Raw genomic sequence first — 16,312 nt, forward strand, 5'->3', positions numbered from 1 at the left:
GCTTCAAAGCGTAGCCCCTGCCGCTAAACTGGGAAAATGGCAGCAAAAAAACACCCCATTTTCGATACCGCCACAACCCTGGGCAAAATAGTCGCCTTCCTGGGCGTCAGCAGCATTTGTGGTGTCCTTGTGGCAGGTCTGATGGTCCCCGCAGTGGCCTTGGCCGGCGGCACGGCATCCTCCTCCATCGACTTCTTTGACGACCTGCCCGATGAGATGTCCATCGGCGAACCTGCCCAGTCATCAAAGATGCTGGCCTCGGACGGCTCCGTGCTGGCAACCTTTTACGATCAGAACCGCACGGAAGTGCCGCTGGACAACATCTCCGATTACATGAAGGACGCGATCATCTCCGTCGAGGATGCGCGTTACTACGAGCATGGCGGCATTGACGCCCGCGGGCTGATCCGCGCCGCAACCTCGATGGCCAGGGGCGGTGCGCGCCAGGGTGCCTCAACTATCACCCAGCAGTATGTGAACAACGTCATCATCCAGACGTTTGCTGCCAACGGCGAGCTGGATAAAGTCAAGCAGGGCGCCGACAAGGGAGTGGGCGACAAGGTGCGCGAGATCAAGCTCGCCATCGCCGTCGACAAGAAGTACTCCAAGGACGAGATCCTGCAGGGTTACTTGAATTGGGTGTTTTTTGCCAACAACAACTACGGCATCGAGTCGGCCTCCAACTTTTACTTTGGTGCGCACGCCAATGACCTGAACCTGCCCCAGGCCGCCCTGCTGGCGGGAGTGGTCAACAGGCCCAGCTACTACGACCCGGTTGCCAATCCGGAAAATGCGCTCTCGCGCCGGAACATGGTGCTGGACCACATGCTGGACCAGGGCAAGATCGACAAGAAACAACATGCCGACGCTGTGGCCGCCGACATTGGCTTGAACATCCAGTCCAACCAATTGGGCTGTACCACAGCTGTCCGTGCCGAGTATTTCTGCGAGTACGTCTCAAATCTTTTCGTCAACGATCCTGCCTATGGCAAGACCAAGGAAGACCGCCAAAAACTGCTGCTCCAGGGCGGTCTGACGATCAACACCACGCTGGATGCTGGCCTGCAGGACGCAGCCCAGGCCCAGCTGGCGAACTTCACACCGATGGACAACAACCCCGACAAGGTCGGCCAGTCCCTGGTCACGGTGCAGCCAGGCAGCGGAAAGATCCTGTCCATGGCCCAGAACACGAAGTTGGCGGCGCCGGAAGGCCAGTGGCGGACCGACTACAACTTCAACGTTGACGGCGCAGACGCCAACGGCAATCCGTTGGGCGGATCGGCCGGCTTCGATGTGGGTTCAACCATCAAGCCCTTCACCTTTGCCGAATGGCTCAACTCCGGGCACCGGATCAATGACACCGTAAATGCAGCGGTGCGCCGCTACCCCGCCTCGCACAATTGGACCAACTCCTGTGGCGTCACCGGCGGCATTTACGACTCCTCCAATCCGGAGGCCACCGAGGACCTGCAGAACGCCGGGGACACCAATTACAAATCGGTCACGGCCAGGGAAGGCCTGTACAACTCCCTGAATACGGCCACCTTTGCCACCGCTGCCCAGCTGGACATGTGCAACATTCAAAAGATGATGACGGCAACGGGCATCCACTTGGGCAAGGACCCCAACGAGCCCTACAACGTGGACTATGTCAGCAGCCTGCTTGGCAGCGGCGAGGTTGCACCCCTGACCATGGCGTCGGCGTTTGCAACCTTCGCCTCCGGCGGAGTCCACTGCGATCCGATTGCGCTAGTTTCCATCACCAACGCGAAGGGTGACAAGTGGCCGGTGCCCGGCGCCAACTGCAACCAGACTGTCAAGCCTGAAGTTGCTGCCGGCGTGAACAGCGTGCTGCAAGAGGTCCTGACTCAAGGTTCCGGCTACCAGGTCGGCCTGCAGTACCCGGCAGCTGCCAAAACCGGTACAACCAATGATTCCCAGCACACCTGGACCATCGGTTACACCCGCGGACTGGCCACGGCATCATGGCTGGGCAGCCCGGAGGACAAGAACGAGTCCAACAACGGCAAGCTGATCGCCGGCCAGCGCATCGACTACGTCGACGGCGCCACCTATGCGGGCAGGGCCTGGCAGGGTTACATGAACCAGATTGCCGGGTTCTTTGATGTGGGCGGCTTTGACGCCCCGCCGGCCAGCATGGTCAACCCGCCGGTGGTGATCCCACCCAAGCCGGCGGACGACAAAGACAACAATAAAGACAACAATAAAGACAAAGACAAAGACAACAAAGATAAAGACAAGAAAGACTAGAGCGCAGCTCTGATGACACGAACACGCACAGCCCCGTCCGCCCTCTCCTCGTTGAGCGCGGCGGCGGGGCTTGCCGTGGCTGCCGGAGCCGGCGCCGTGGCCTATGGCGCCTTGATTGAACGCCACTGGTTCGAGCTCCGGGACGAATCGTTGGCCATCCTCCCGCCCGGCTCGGAGCCGTTTACCGTGTTGCACCTGTCGGACATTCACTTGTCCCCGGGCCAACACAAAAAGACCCGTTGGCTGCGGAGCCTTGCTGCTCTCCAGCCGGATCTTGTGGTCAACACCGGCGACAATTTGAGCCACCCAAAGGCCATTGCCCCGCTGCTGGACGCTTTGGGCCCGCTCATGGACTTTCCCGGTGTCTTTGTGCCGGGTTCCAACGATTACTTCGCACCGAGTTTCAAGAACCCGTTCGCCTACTTTTCCGGTCCGTCCAAGCTTGCCGCCGGGGGCCGGCACCATCCCATTCCGCTGGACACCGACGCGCTCCACACCGGTTTCGGCCTGGGCGGCTGGGTCGATCTGACCAACCGTGCCCAGTCGCTGCCGATGAAGGGCATCCGTTTTGATTTCAGCGGCGTTGACGACCCCCACCTGAACCGGGAACGCTATGCCGGCTGGCCGCGCGGTGCCGTCGGCCAGGACAGCGCCCCGCACGTGAAAATCGCCGTCGCCCATGCCCCCTACCAGCGCGTCCTTGACCATTTCACCGGCGAAGGCGCGGACCTGATCCTCGCCGGGCACACCCACGGCGGCCAGGTCTGCCTGCCCGGCTACGGCGCCCTTGTCAGCAACTGCGACCTGCCCACCTGGCGTGCCAGGGGCTTGAATGACTGGGTCGCCAATGGACTTACGACGCCGGTCAACGTTTCAGCCGGCATCGGCACCGCACGCACTGCCCCCTTCCGTTTCGCCTGCCGACCTGAAGCTGTTGTGTTGACGTTGACGGCCCGGAGCTGACGGAAGGCCGGACGCCCTGATTGGGCAGCCCGCGCTCCTTCCGTTCACCGTTGGAAAGCGACGGTAATCGGGCTGGAAACGGGCCGGTCAATGTTCCCGATTTCGTGATCCCAGCCCCCGTCCGCTATTCTTTAGAGGTTGCTTTTCCAGACCTTCACTGGTCGCGGGAGAGTTGCGGATCGGGGTGTGGCGCAGCTTGGTAGCGCGCGTCGTTCGGGACGACGAGGCCGCAGGTTCAAATCCTGTCACCCCGACCAAGAAATAAGCAGCGGCACCCACTGGGTGTCGCTGCTTTTTTCATCCCATCCCGCCGGTGCCACGGCTCCCCCGCCCCGCCCAATATCAAGTCCCCACGGGTGATGCGGCTAGGATGGAACGCATGAGTGACACACTTTCCCCGTGCCCCGTCTGCGCCTGCGAGTACACCTACGCGATGGGTGAACTGCTGGTCTGCCCGGAATGCGCACACGAATGGTCCCCCGCTGAAGCTGCCGCTGAAACAGCCGGTGCCGCGGAGCAGGAGTCTGTCGTGAAGGATGCCGTGGGCAATATTCTTGCCGACGGCGACACTGTCAGCATTGTGAAAACCATGAAGATCAAGGGCAGTCCCCAGGATCTCAAGATTGGCACCAAGGTGCGCAACATCCGCCTCATTGAGCCTGTCAACGGACACGACATTGACGCCAAGGTCGACGGCTTTGGTTCGATGAAGCTCAAGTCCAGCGTGGTCAAGAAAGTCTGATCCGCCCCAACTATCTAAGACAGGGATGTTTGGGTGAGTTCTTGGTTTGAAGCGCTGCCGGCGTTCGCTGTGGCGTTGCTGATACTGGCGGTGCCCGGCGCAGCCGTGCTGGCGGTGCTGCGGGTGCGTGGCTTGATGGCATTTTGCCTGGCCCCTGCGGTGTCGGTGTCGATCGTGGCCGTCAGCGCCGTGGTTGCGCCGCTGATCCATCTCCCCTGGCACATTCCCGTGGTGCTGCTTGGCACCGCCATTGCAACGGCGGCGGCCTGGGCGGCGCGGCGCTTCATCCCTGCGCTGGCGGCGGCCTCGCCCGCAGTCGCCCAAAAAACCAGTACTGGCGTTGTTCCGGCCGCCATCGGTGTTGTCCTCGCGCTGGCAATGACGACGGCGCTGCTCACCTTGGTTGCCGTCAACCCCGAACAGTTCACCCAGGGCTACGACTCGGTGTTCCATCTCAACGCCACCGCATTTGCCGTTGAACAGTCCAACGCCTCATCCTTCGCCATCTCCGGATTCATCCTGCCCAGCGGCAAAGCCGCCTTTTACCCGGGTGCATGGCACGGGCTCGCCAGCCTGCTGGCCATTGTCACGGGCATCAGCATCCCCGCTGCCACGAACATCATGTGGCTTGCCGTGGCCGGCACGGTGTGGCCGCTCAGCTGCGTGTTCCTGACCCGCGTGCTTTTTGGTGGCAGGCACCTGCTGCTCGTCTGTGCAGGGATTCTGGCCGCGGCTTTCCCGGCCTTTCCGTGGCTCTTGTTGCAGTACGGCTCCGCCTACCCCAACGCGCTCTCCAACGCCCTTGTCCCCGTCGGAATCGGCTTGGTGCTGCTGATTCTGCGCCCCGCCGTCCACACCGGGCTGGAGCCGGTTCAAGCCCTGACCCTTGTGGTGTTGTTCCTGCCGGGGGCAGTCACCGCCCAGCCCAATGGCGTGTTCAGCGTCCTGCTGGTGCTGACACCGCTGCTCGGCTACCTGCTGTACGCGTGGCTGCGCTCTGGTTTTCGCCGCAGCCGCCGCCACGGCTGGAACCGCGTTGCCCTGCTGGTGCTCGTGACGGCAGCCCTCTCAGCGGCACTGTTCGCACTTCCACAAATCCGGAGCCTGTTTAGCTACACCAGCCCCGCCTTCCTGTCTTTCCCGCTGGCACTGCTGCGCAATTTCACGCACGCTCCTGCACCCATCTGGTTCCCGGCGGTGGCCCTCACGATCCTCGTCGTCTTGGGAGTGCGCGCGGGGTTCCGCCTGCCGGGGCTGCGCTGGCTGCCGGCCGCCTTGATCCTGCTGGCCTTCACTTACCCCTTTGCCGCCGGCAGCAACTTTGCGCTGGCCAACATCGCCATGGCCCCCTGGTGGGACAACCCGGAACGCATTGCCGCCTTGATGCCACTGCTGGCGGTGCCGCTGGCAGCCCTTGGCCTGGTGCACTTTCTTGACTGGCTCGGCACCAGGTTCCCCACAGCCTTTTTTGGCCCGGCACTGTCCCGGCACAACGGCAAGATGGCAGCGGCGGCGGGGCTCGCCGTCGTGCTTGCCTTCTCAAATCCGGGCTTGTGGCAGATGAAAGGGCAAGTGGGCATCATGTACAACGTGCCCGAGAAGCCTGACGGGCTGGCGCAGGTTGACGCCCAGGAGCTGGCATTGATCCACCGGCTGGGGAATTACACCACCGAGGACGACGTGATCGCCAACAATCCATACAACGGCTCCGCGCTGGCGATGGCGCTGGCGGGACGGACAATGCTGTTCCCGTACAGCTCGCAGGGCGACCTGAACACGGACCTCTATACACTGCGTTTTTGGCTCAACCGTGTCGGCAGCGACCAGGAGGTGTGCGAGGCGGCGAAGCGGCAGGGTGTGACCCACCTGCTCGATTTTGGCACCGATTACATTCCTGCCTTCAATGACCCCAGATCGCTTTATCCGGGCGTGACGCTGGCACCCGATTCGGATGCCTTCACCCTTGTCGCGAGCGACGGCCATGCCAAGCTGTACAAGCTCACATTGTGCGGCGGAGTCCCTGTCCGGCAATGAGCTGAAAACTTTAGTCAGCCTGTCTGTGACAACTTCTGTTAGGTTTTATGCAGGGCGTGTTTAATGAGGCCCCGGAGTTCGGTCATAAGTACGGTGACAGGCAAACGAGGAGCAGCAAAGTGGGCAGCAGTTTTGGTGAACGGCTGAAACAAGTGCGATTGTCCCGGGGTCTGACCCAGGGGGAGCTCGGCGGTGAGCTGTATTCGGCCAGTTACATTTCATTGCTTGAAAACGCCCGCCGCGAACCCACCACTGACATCATCCGGCAGCTGGCCCGGCAGCTCCAGCTGGCACCGTCGTCGATTGCCGAATGGGCGCAGACCACCTCCCCCGAGGAAAGCGAATATCTGCGGCTTTCCCTCTGTGCACGCCAGAGTTGGGACACGCGCGACTATGCCGGGGCAGCCACCAACGCCCAATCTGCCGCAGATCTTGCCCGCGCCAACAAAGACCTGGTGACGTGGTGGAACATGACGTTCCTGGCAGCCAATTCGCTGTTGCGACACGGCGACAACAAGGCCGCCTCCGACGATCTGCAGTTGCTGCTGGAACACCCCCTCACCACCGAAAGCGACGCCTTGTCGCTGCGGGCCCATCAGGTCATGTCGGCCGCAATGCTCGCCCAGGGCTCACTGCAGGACGCCATCGACCATGCAACCCAGGCCGTTGAAATTGGTTCCGGCGACAGCGACGAAGAGTTTGGCGCCTACCTGATGGCCCTGCAGACCCTTGTTGGCGCCCTGACCGAGGCCGGACGCCTGGACGAAGCATGGACGCACACGCAGGTCCTGGCCGAGGCCGTCACCGACGAAACGCCTGCCCAGATGGCTGGGGAAATTCACTGGGTCATTGGCAATGTCGCGTTTATTCGCCAGGACATTCGCACGGGGCTTGAACACCATGCCAAGGCCGGCCGGCTGCTCTCCCCCTCAGAGGACCTGTCGCGCTGGGCGCAGTTCAACAAGGCCACGGCCTGGGTGCGGCTCATGGCGGGAGTGGTGGAACCCGCCACCCTGCAGGCCATTGAACGCAGCGAGCTGGCACACTCCGTGGTCGGCGCCACGACGGCTGAAACCCTGGAAGTGTCGTTGTTGCGTGCCCGTTGGAACTACCTCAACGGGGACCTGCCGGTCGCGCTGGAGTTGCTGGGAAACATTGAGGCGCAGAAGGCTGAACTCCCGCCACACATTGCCGGGGACACGGCGTTGCTGCTGGGCAGCGCGCTGCAGGCCTCGGACCGCCTGAAAGAGGCATTTGACGCGTACCGGCAGGCACAGGAACGATACGTGCAGGCCGGCGCCCTGGACCGCGCCGCCGTTGCCGGGGAGCACATGGCCGGCATCAACGCGGACGGCAGCTGAACCACCCAATAATTAAACGCGAGGGCCTTTAGACGAATGTGGCGCCTGTCAGCCGCTCAAATGCCTCAACATAGCGGGCCCGGGTGCGCTCCACGACGTCCGCCGGAAGTGCAGGCGGCGGCGTGTCGGAGGCCTTGTCCCAGCCCGACTCCGGGCTGGCCAGCCAATCGCGCACATACTGCTTGTCAAAGCTGGGCTGCGCCTTCCCCGGGGCCCACAGCTCCGCGTCCCAGAAGCGCGAAGAATCAGGGGTCAGCACCTCGTCGCCAAGGGTGATGATGCCCGTGGCCGGATCCGTGCCGAACTCCACCTTCGTGTCGGCCAGGATGATGCCGCGCCCACGGGCGATTTCCTCGGCGCGGGAGTAAATCTCCAAGGTCAGCTTGCGCAATGATTCGGCCGGGGCCGCCCCAACAGTGTCCACCATGGCTTCGAAGGTGATGTTTTCGTCGTGCTCGCCCACCTCGGCCTTGGCCGACGGCGTGAAGATGGCTTCCGCCAACCGGGAGCCGTCACTCAAACCGTCAGGCAGCGGGAGCCCGCACACCGTTTGTGAGGCACGGTATTCAATGAGCCCGGAACCGGTGAGGTAACCGCGGGAAATGCACTCAATGGGGAACATTTCAAGCTTTTTGCACACCATGGCACGTCCTGCCACCTCGGCAGGCACACCGTCCTCCACGGTGGTTGCCACCAGGTGGTTTGGCACGTTGAGCTGTTCAAACCACCACAGGCTCAACCCTGTCAGGATGCGTCCCTTGTCGGGGATCTCCGTGGCTAGGATGTGGTCGAAGGCGCTGATGCGGTCGCTGGCGACAACCAGCACCACATCGTCTCGGCCCGCGAACGGGCCGTCCGGGGCGGGCTCGCCAGCTTCGGAAGCCCCGGAGCCGGCGGGGCTGGGGATGTAGAGGTCGCGGACCTTGCCGGAGTAGACATGCGTCCAACCGGCCAGTAGCGGAGCTGCGGGGATTGCTGAATTCATGGTGCGGCCTTGTCCTTATGCCTGTGCGGCGGTGTCCGCCACGGTGATTTCGCCGCGGGCAGCCTTCGCCGCAATGTCTTTGCGGAACTGGCCGCCTTCGAGGGAGATTTGTTCAATGCCGGCGTAGGCCCGCTCGCGTGCATCCTCAAGATCAACGCCCAGCCCGACGACGGCGAGCACCCGTCCGCCGGCGCTGACAGTGTTCCCGTCGGCGTCGGTGCCCGTTCCCGCATGCAGGACCTGAACGCCGTCGAGCCTGCCGGCCTTCTTCAGCCCGCGGATCTTGTCGCCGGTGCGCGGTGCCTCGGGGTAATTTTCGCTGGCAAGCACGACGGCGACAGCTGTCTCGGGTGCCCAGCGCAGCTCATCGATGTCGTCAAGTTGGCCCTTGGCTGCCGCCATGAGGACTCCGCCGAGCGGGGTCTTGAGGCGGGCCAGGACGGCTTGGGTTTCGGGGTCGCCGAAGCGGGCGTTGAATTCGATGACGCGGGTGCCGCGGCTGGTCAGCGCCAGGCCGCAATACAGGACGCCGGTAAACGGGGTGCCGCGGTGCGCCATGGCGTCAATGGTTGGCTGGGCCACGCGGTCGATGACTTCCTGGACCAGGCCGGCGGGCGCCCATTCAAGGGGCGAGTATGCACCCATGCCGCCGGTGTTGGGGCCCTCGTCGCCGTCGAAAATGCGTTTGAAATCCTGGGCGGGAGCCAGTGGGACGACTGTCCGGCCGTCGGCAAGAACGAAGAGGGAAACTTCTGGGCCGTCGAGGAATTCCTCAATAACGACCGTGCCGCCCACATCGAAGCAGGACTGGGCGTGGGCGAGTGCCTCGGCGCGGTCGTTGGTGACAACGACGCCCTTGCCTGCTGCCAGGCCGTCGTCCTTGACTACGTAAGGGGCACCAAAGGTGTCGAGCGCGTCGGCGGCTTCGGCGCCGTTGACGGCCACCTTGGCCATGGCCGTGGGAACCTGCGCCTCAGCCATCACGGCCTTCGCAAACGCCTTCGACGCTTCAAGCTGCGCGGCGTCCTTGCTGGGGCCAAACACCGGAATGCCGGCGGCACGCACTGCGTCGGCCACCCCTGCGGCGAGCGGGGCCTCGGGCCCAACAACCACCAGGTCGGACTCCAGCTTCAGGGCCAGGGCGGCAACGGCGGCGGGGTCGCTGGCGTTGATCTGGTGGGTTGGCACAATGGCGGCGATCCCGGCATTGCCTGGGGCTGCGTGGACCTCGCTGACGTTGGGGTCGCTGAGCAACGAGCGGACAAGGGCATGTTCGCGGCCTCCGGGGCCAATGACTAAAACCTTCACGTTCTTAGGGTACTTGGCTTCAGCGCCACGGCCGCAAAATGACGTCCGGTGCGGGCGCCTGCTGCTCTTGGCATGGTTCCTGGGTCAGCTCGAACAGCACAAAAAACGTCAAACGTCAATGGGTAGTTGCGACTTCCGCGGACTAGAGGGGATGCAGGGGCGAACGTGACGCAGCTTTCAAATATTTCTTGCCACAACTTATTCCACTTGATAGCTTTACTGTCGGATAAGTTATTTTCACGCCCGAACCCGATCCGGGCACGTTTCCGCCCACATCAGGCGCGACGCCTCGAATCCATCACGGAACACCTTTCATCCTTCAGGGGGATTAACTACATGCAAGCAACCAAACGCGCCTTCTTAACGCGCGGAGGTGCGGCCTGCGCCGCAGCTGCTGTTCTGATTGGCAGCACCATGACTGCCGGCGCAGCCCAGGCAGCACCTTCGACCGCACAGGCACCCGCCTCGATCACAGCAGAGGTTCAGCTTCAGCCGGCAACCGACGTTGAATCGTTGTTCACCGCCTACGTGAAAGAATTTGGCGTCCAGAAGCTTGAGGCGGTCGCGGTTGACGCCGCTGGCAACTTCACCATCCGCACGGGAGAGCCGGCGACCACTACCCCCGAAACTGCCAGTGCGATGTCCCGCTCTGCGGCCCCCGCCAAGCCTTCGGTTAAAGAGTTCGCTGACACGTTCGGCAACGTCACGATCGAAGGCACCGAAGGCACCACCGGCCCAGCAAAGCCCCTTGCCAGCGACGTTGTCAACGGTCAGGGTTATGCCGCGTTTGCCGGCGAAGACGCGTCCGCATGTTCAATCGGCTGGAACGGCTTTAACGCAGCAGGCAAGGCGGCCGTCATCACCGCCGGCCACTGCGCCGCCGACGGCAACGCAAAGAAGACCGTGCTGACCGATCCGACCACGGAACCAGCTGAGGGAGGCGCGGGAGGCGTCCTCACCGAAGATCTGGGCACCTTTGGCTTCTCGCAGTTTGGCGGCGCCAACAACTCCCCCGCAACAAACCCGGACACCAATCCGGGAAATGTCGGCACAGACGTTGCTGTCATTGACGGCATCAACCCCGAGCTGAACCAGCTGGCCAAGGTCACTGATTGGACCACTCCCGCTGACCCCAAGGCCTCGGGCCCGAAGGTAACAGGCGTCTCCAATGCCGTCGCCGGCGCCAAGATTTGCAAGTCGGGCCGCACCACTGGCTGGACCTGTGGAACTGTCGACGAAGCCAATACAATCTTCCTCGTTGGCGGCCACAACATCGAAGAAGACCCGGACGACGTGCGCGCGGTCCGCGGATTCTCCTCCGCGGACCTCGAGTCCGCACCGGGTGACTCCGGCGGAGCCATCATCTCTGGCACAAAGGCAGTTGGCATGATCAGCGCCGGCGGTTCAGGACATGTTTACGGCGTGTCCCTCACCGACGCCTTGAAGCACGCCAAGGGCTACACGGTGAAGATCGCGCTGAACGCTCCCAAGGTGACCACCACCGAACCGATATTCCGCTCCACCGATGTCACCGGCACGGTTGCAGGCGCACCCGCCGGCACCACTGTTGCTGTCACGATCGACGGCAAGACCACCAAAACCACAGTTGACGCGGACGGCAACTGGACCGTGAAGGCACCGAACAAGTTCGGCACCTTCGAGGTCACCGCCCAGGCCACAAGCGGCTTCAACAAGTCAGCAACCTCAAAGGGTTCCATCAAGATCATCAAGCAGACCTTGGGCACCCCTGAATTCGCTTCACCCGCCCAGGACGGCACAGCAGAAGCTCCCGTCACCGTCATCACGGGTTCCGGCAAGGCCGGGGCAACCATTGAGCTGACAGGCGATGTTGAAGGCACAGTCGTTGTTGGCCCGGACAGCACCTGGTCCTTCAAGGTGTCACCCGGACTGGAAATTGGCGCGTACACCGTCACGGCCAAGCAGACGTTGACCGACTGGAACGACTCCAAGACGGCCACAAACAAGTTCACCGTGGTTCCAGCAGCTCCTGCAATCACTTCACCCACCGATGGCCAGGAATTCGCCTCCGACCAGGGCCCCGATGCCATCTCCGGCACCAACATTGACGGCGCAACCGTTGCTCTGGATGTCAATGGCACCAAGCTTGAAGCAGTAGTTGCTGGCGGCACGTGGAGCGTTTCACTCGGCGCCAAGCTGGCGACCGGCGAATACGAAGTCACGGCAGTGCAGACTGTCAACGGCATCGAGTCCTCGGCAGGCACCTCCGCATTCAAGGTGTTGGCTGCCCCGGCACCGGCCCCCACCACGGCACCGGCGCCTGCTCCGACCACGGAGCCCGCACCGGCACCCACCACCGAACCGGCACCGGCAGCAACTCCGGCACCGTCTGACGACGAACTGGCCAACACCGGCGCGTCCAGCTCGGCCATGCTGCTCGGCGCAGCAGGTGGCGTGCTCTTGATCGGTGGAATTGCGTTCCTGCTCTTCCGCCGCCGCAACTCAGTGAACTAACAGCTGAAAGCGATAAGCTCTGACACCAGAGCAGTAACAACATAAAGGAGTGGGTCCCGTTCAATGCGAATGGGACCCACTGCTTTATGCAGGCCCCACCATCTCAGCAAGCACGGGAGGCACAATGACCAGCAGGAAAATGGCAGCAGTCGTACTCGCAGCCACCATGACAGGAGCCCTCGGCATGAGCGCATGCGCCCCGCAGGACGGTCCCGAAACAACACCGTCCGCCCAGTCCACCAGCGCCAACGATTCCAGCGCGCTGCTGACTCTCAACGATTCCCTGCGCAACAAGCTTGGTGACGCCTACTCCGATTCCTGGATCGAAGACAACCAGCTGCATGTAGCTGTCACCACTGACGCCGCTGCGGCCATCGTGGCTGAGGCCGGCGCCGTCGCAACACTTGTCACCATTGACGCTGCACAGCTGGAAACCGCCGTGCAGGCAGTATCGAAATGGCAAGCGAACCTCCCCGACGGGCAGGGTGCCGCGATCCACAAGATCGTCCCCGACGGACGCAGGGGAACCCTGACCATCTATGTTGCGTCCGACAAGCTCGACGCCGTCGCCAAGGCCGCCGAGACCGACAAGCCTGCCGGCGACGTTCCCCTGGTCATCAAGGAATCCACCGGCCTTGCCACAGCGCTGTAGCAGTTTGCGCTGTTGCACTCGATAAGATGGCAGCATGATCCATACTTTCAGGGCGCACGACGCCGTTGAGCTCGCCGTCCTGGAACGCAGCGGATTCGTTGAGTCCGTGCATGTCGGGTCCGCCGTGGTCGTGGCCGGGGACGGTTCAGTTGTCACATCATTGGGCGATCCCGACGCCGCCATCTATCCACGCTCTGCCACCAAGCCGTTCCAGGCCCTTGCCGCCATGCAGGCAGGGGTGCCGTTGCGCGGAGTCCAGGTCGCCATCGCGGCCGGCAGCCACACGGGCTCCCTTGACCACATGGACGCGGTGTCCGGGATGCTCAAGGCCGCCGGACTGAACGAAACCCATCTGGGCTGCCCCGCAGCCTGGCCCTCCGACGCCACGGCCCGCGCCTGGCTGGTCCGCACCGAGCGCAACAAGTCCAAACTGGCCATGAGCTGCTCGGGCAAGCACGCAGCCTTTTTGTGGGCCTGTGTTGAAAACGGCTGGGACCTGTCCGGCTATTTGGAACCCAACCACCCCATGCAGCGGGCCGTGCGCACCGTGCTGGAGGAATACACCGGTGAATCGGTGCTGCACACCGGCGTTGACGGCTGCGGGGCGCCAGTAATGGCAGTTACGCTTACCGGCCTGGCCCGCGCCTTCACCACCCTGGCGAAAGCGCCGTCGGACAAGAACGCCAATGCCCGGGCCGCCACGATTGCGACCTCCATGCTCGACTACCCCTGGGCGGTTGAAGGCCACGGCAAGCCAAACACCGTGGTCATGGAGGAATTGGGCATCCTGGCCAAGATGGGCGCCGAGGGCGTGCTGGCCATGGCGGCCCCCACCGGCGCGAGTGTTGCCGTGAAGATCCTCGACGGCAACGGCCGGGCCGCGACCCTCGTTGGCCTGACGCTGCTGGCGGCCGCGGGCGCCATCGACATACCCGCCGCGGCCAACGTGCTCGCAAGGGTTGTGCCGGCTGTCATGGGCGGCCACGCCCCGGCCGGGAGCCTGCGCCTGGGCCAGGCCGTCGTCGCACTCCTGGACTGAGCAGTTCTGGACTGAGCAGCACCAGCAACCCACACACTATTCCGGAGGAGCGCGCATGGTTGCCCGACGCCGCATCGACATTGCCGAGGGCCGGGCCGCCCTGGCCGCGTGGCGCAACGGGGAGGCCGCCCGCCCCGTCACTGCCATGGCCGTCCGCTACACCCTCGAGGAGCTGGCCGCCCGCGCCCCGGGCAACTCGGTCGAGGTGCGTGTGCCGCCCTTCGGCGTCACCCAGTGCATCGCCGGGCCCCGGCACACCCGCGGCACCCCTCCCAACGTGGTGGAGTGCGACGCCGGGACCTGGCTTGCGCTGGTGACCGGCGGCACCGACTGGGGTGACGCCGTCGAACGCGGCCTTGTCGCAGCCTCGGGATTGCGCGCGGACCTCTCGGCCGAACTGCCCTTGTAGCGGACCGCGTCAGCCCCGGCCCGGCACCCGGCTGAGCTCCCAGCCGGGACGGGTACCCTAGAAGCATGACTTCCCAGCCTGAAACCACTTCCGGAGAGCCCCGCAAACTCAAGGTGCGCACCGCCCCGAAGTATGTCCCGTTCCTGATCGCAGGCGCCCTGGTGGGCATTGCAGCGGCGGCAATTCTTACTTTTACGCTCCCGCCGAGCGAGGACTTTGAAGCCTCCAGCGTGTTTGGCTTGTTTGCCGTCCTGCTGGTGCTTCCGGGTGCAGGACTTGGGGCCATCGTCGCCCTGGTCCTTGACCTGCAGGGCCGGCGCCGGGCAAAAACCTTGATCGTGGAGCCGCTGCCGGACGACAACAGCAACGCCCACGCGGAAACGGCCTGACGGCCGCTCCCCACCATCTCGCGGGCCGGGCCCGTCACAACGGTTACGGCCAGCCTCATTACATGAGATAATTTTCAGGTGGCACGCGGAGACGGAAAACTATCCCATGATCTTTTACCCGGCGAAAAGGGACCTCAGGACGCTTGTGGCGTGCTGGGCATCTGGGCACCCGGTGAAGAGGTTGCAAAACTAACCTATTACGGGCTGTATTCATTGCAGCACCGTGGACAGGAATCGGCTGGCATCGCAACAAGCGATGGCAAGCGGATCAGTGTGTACAAGGACATGGGGCTCGTATCCCAGGTCTTTGACGAACCCACACTGAACACGCTGACCGGACACATGGCTGTTGGCCATTGCCGGTATTCCACCACCGGTTCCGCCAACTGGGCCAACGCCCAGCCCACCCTGGGCGCAACTGACGCCGGCACTGTCGCGCTGGCGCACAACGGCAACCTGACCAACTCTGCTGAACTGCACGAAATGGTCATTGCCAAATACGGCGCCCCCACGTCAGGGGAAATGGCGCAGGGCAACACCACCGACACGGCCCTCGTCACCACCTTGCTGCGCGGCGAGGAAGGCAGCTCGCTGGAAGAAACAGCCATGGAGCTGCTGCCCAAGATCCACGGCGCGTTCAGCTTTGTCTTCATGGACGAGCACACCCTGTACGCAGCCCGTGACCCGCACGGTGTCCGTCCGCTGGTGCTGGGCCGCCTTGAAAACGGCTGGGTTGTGGCCTCCGAAGGTGCCGCCCTGAACACCATCGGCGCCAGCTTGATCCGCGAAATTGAGCCCGGCGAGTTCATCGCCATCGATGAAGACGGTGTGCGCACCCAGCGCTTTGCCCCCGCCACCCCTGCCGGCTGCGTCTTCGAGTACGTCTACCTTGCCCGTCCGGATGCCACCATTGCCGGCCGGTCCGTGTACGAGTCCCGTGTCGAGATGGGCCGCCAGCTGGCCCGCGAAAACCACGCCGACGCCGACCTTGTCATTCCGGTGCCGGAATCCGGCACCCCGGCAGCCATTGGCTACGCCGAAGAGTCGGGCATCCCCTTTGCCCACGGCTTCGTCAAGAACGCCTACGTGGGCCGCACCTTCATCCAGCCCAGCGACACCCTGCGCAAGCTCGGCATCAAACTCAAGCTCAGCGCGCTGGAATCAGTGATCCGCGGCAAGCGCATCGTGGTGGTGGATGATTCAATCGTCCGCGGCAACACCCAGCGCGCCGTGGTCCGGATGCTCAAGGAAGCCGGCGCCGCCGAGGTTCACGTGAAGATCTCCTCACCGCCGGTGCGCTGGCCATGCTTCTACGGCATCGACTTCGCCTCCCGCGCCGAGCTGATCGCCAACGGTGCAGCCATTGACGAGATCGCCAAGTCAATTGGCGCCAACTCCCTGGAGTACATCTCCGAGGACGGCATGATCAACGCCACCGAACAGCCGCGCGAACGCCTGTGCACGGCCTGCTTCACCGGCACGTACCCCATTGAACTTCCCAGCAGCGACCGTTTGGGCAAAAACCTGCTCGAGCGCACAGCGGCCGGCAACGCCTCACCCTCCACCGGTTGCGACCCGGGACCTGACTCGGAAATGGAATCCCTCCTGACCGAACAAGACCGCACCGCATCCAACGGTTCCTAAGAGCATTCGCAGAAAAGAGACG

At 63.5% G+C, this 16,312-nt stretch carries 13 protein-coding genes and 1 tRNA gene; 12 read left to right on the forward strand and 2 right to left on the reverse strand.

The window, feature by feature from the left end:
* The first annotated feature begins 36 nt into the window (after positions 1–36).
* From ACT3TS_RS02520 to ACT3TS_RS02545, 6 genes are all read left to right on the forward strand, one after another.
* The gene (locus tag ACT3TS_RS02520; RefSeq protein ID WP_444529909.1) at positions 37–2,271 is read left to right on the forward strand and encodes a transglycosylase domain-containing protein; all 2,235 of its coding nucleotides are present in this window, start codon (positions 37–39) and stop codon (positions 2,269–2,271) included.
* Positions 2,272–2,283: 12 nt separating this feature from the next.
* The gene (locus ACT3TS_RS02525) at positions 2,284–3,234 is read left to right on the forward strand and encodes a metallophosphoesterase (protein WP_444529910.1); all 951 of its coding nucleotides are present in this window, start codon (positions 2,284–2,286) and stop codon (positions 3,232–3,234) included.
* A 180-nt stretch (positions 3,235–3,414) separates the two neighbouring features.
* A tRNA-Pro gene (locus ACT3TS_RS02530) sits at positions 3,415–3,491 on the forward strand.
* 122 nt (positions 3,492–3,613) lie between these two features.
* Positions 3,614–3,976, forward strand: a complete 363-nt coding sequence (locus ACT3TS_RS02535; RefSeq protein WP_444529911.1) for a zinc ribbon domain-containing protein YjdM — start codon at positions 3,614–3,616, stop codon at positions 3,974–3,976.
* A 33-nt stretch (positions 3,977–4,009) separates the two neighbouring features.
* Positions 4,010–6,010, forward strand: coding sequence for a DUF6541 family protein (locus tag ACT3TS_RS02540; protein WP_444529912.1), 2,001 nt, complete (start codon positions 4,010–4,012; stop codon positions 6,008–6,010).
* Positions 6,011–6,129: 119 nt separating this feature from the next.
* Positions 6,130–7,371 carry a helix-turn-helix domain-containing protein gene (locus tag ACT3TS_RS02545; RefSeq protein WP_444529913.1) on the forward strand — a complete coding sequence of 414 codons (1,242 nt, stop codon included), beginning with the start codon at positions 6,130–6,132 and terminating at the stop codon, positions 7,369–7,371.
* Between the two features lie 28 nt (positions 7,372–7,399).
* Here ACT3TS_RS02545 and ACT3TS_RS02550 read toward each other — a convergent pair whose 3' ends face one another.
* Complete coding sequence (locus ACT3TS_RS02550; protein WP_444529914.1) at positions 7,400–8,356, reverse strand: phosphoribosylaminoimidazolesuccinocarboxamide synthase; 957 nt, start codon at positions 8,354–8,356, stop codon at positions 7,400–7,402.
* 15 nt (positions 8,357–8,371) lie between these two features.
* Positions 8,372–9,664 (reverse strand): phosphoribosylamine--glycine ligase, encoded by a 1,293-nt coding sequence (gene purD, locus ACT3TS_RS02555; RefSeq protein ID WP_444529915.1) that lies wholly within the window; start codon positions 9,662–9,664, stop codon positions 8,372–8,374.
* A 336-nt stretch (positions 9,665–10,000) separates the two neighbouring features.
* Between purD and ACT3TS_RS02560 the strand changes: the two genes are divergently transcribed.
* From ACT3TS_RS02560 to purF, 6 genes are all read left to right on the forward strand, one after another.
* On the forward strand, positions 10,001–12,157 hold the full coding sequence (locus ACT3TS_RS02560) for a trypsin-like serine protease (RefSeq protein WP_444529916.1): 2,157 nt from the start codon (positions 10,001–10,003) through the stop codon (positions 12,155–12,157).
* A gap of 124 nt (positions 12,158–12,281) precedes the next feature.
* Positions 12,282–12,809, forward strand: a complete 528-nt coding sequence (locus ACT3TS_RS02565) for a hypothetical protein (protein WP_444529917.1) — start codon at positions 12,282–12,284, stop codon at positions 12,807–12,809.
* A 34-nt stretch (positions 12,810–12,843) separates the two neighbouring features.
* Positions 12,844–13,848 carry an asparaginase gene (locus ACT3TS_RS02570; RefSeq protein WP_444529918.1) on the forward strand — a complete coding sequence of 335 codons (1,005 nt, stop codon included), beginning with the start codon at positions 12,844–12,846 and terminating at the stop codon, positions 13,846–13,848.
* 55 nt (positions 13,849–13,903) lie between these two features.
* Complete coding sequence (locus tag ACT3TS_RS02575; RefSeq protein ID WP_444529919.1) at positions 13,904–14,257, forward strand: sterol carrier family protein; 354 nt, start codon at positions 13,904–13,906, stop codon at positions 14,255–14,257.
* 65 nt (positions 14,258–14,322) lie between these two features.
* On the forward strand, positions 14,323–14,646 hold the full coding sequence (locus tag ACT3TS_RS02580; RefSeq protein WP_444529920.1) for a hypothetical protein: 324 nt from the start codon (positions 14,323–14,325) through the stop codon (positions 14,644–14,646).
* Between the two features lie 78 nt (positions 14,647–14,724).
* The gene (gene purF, locus ACT3TS_RS02585; protein ID WP_444529921.1) at positions 14,725–16,290 is read left to right on the forward strand and encodes an amidophosphoribosyltransferase; all 1,566 of its coding nucleotides are present in this window, start codon (positions 14,725–14,727) and stop codon (positions 16,288–16,290) included.
* The last annotated feature ends 22 nt before the right edge of the window (positions 16,291–16,312 follow it).

The sequence above is a fragment of the Specibacter sp. AOP5-B1-6 genome (assembly GCF_052376555.1).
Lineage (GTDB): Bacteria > Actinomycetota > Actinomycetes > Actinomycetales > Micrococcaceae > Specibacter.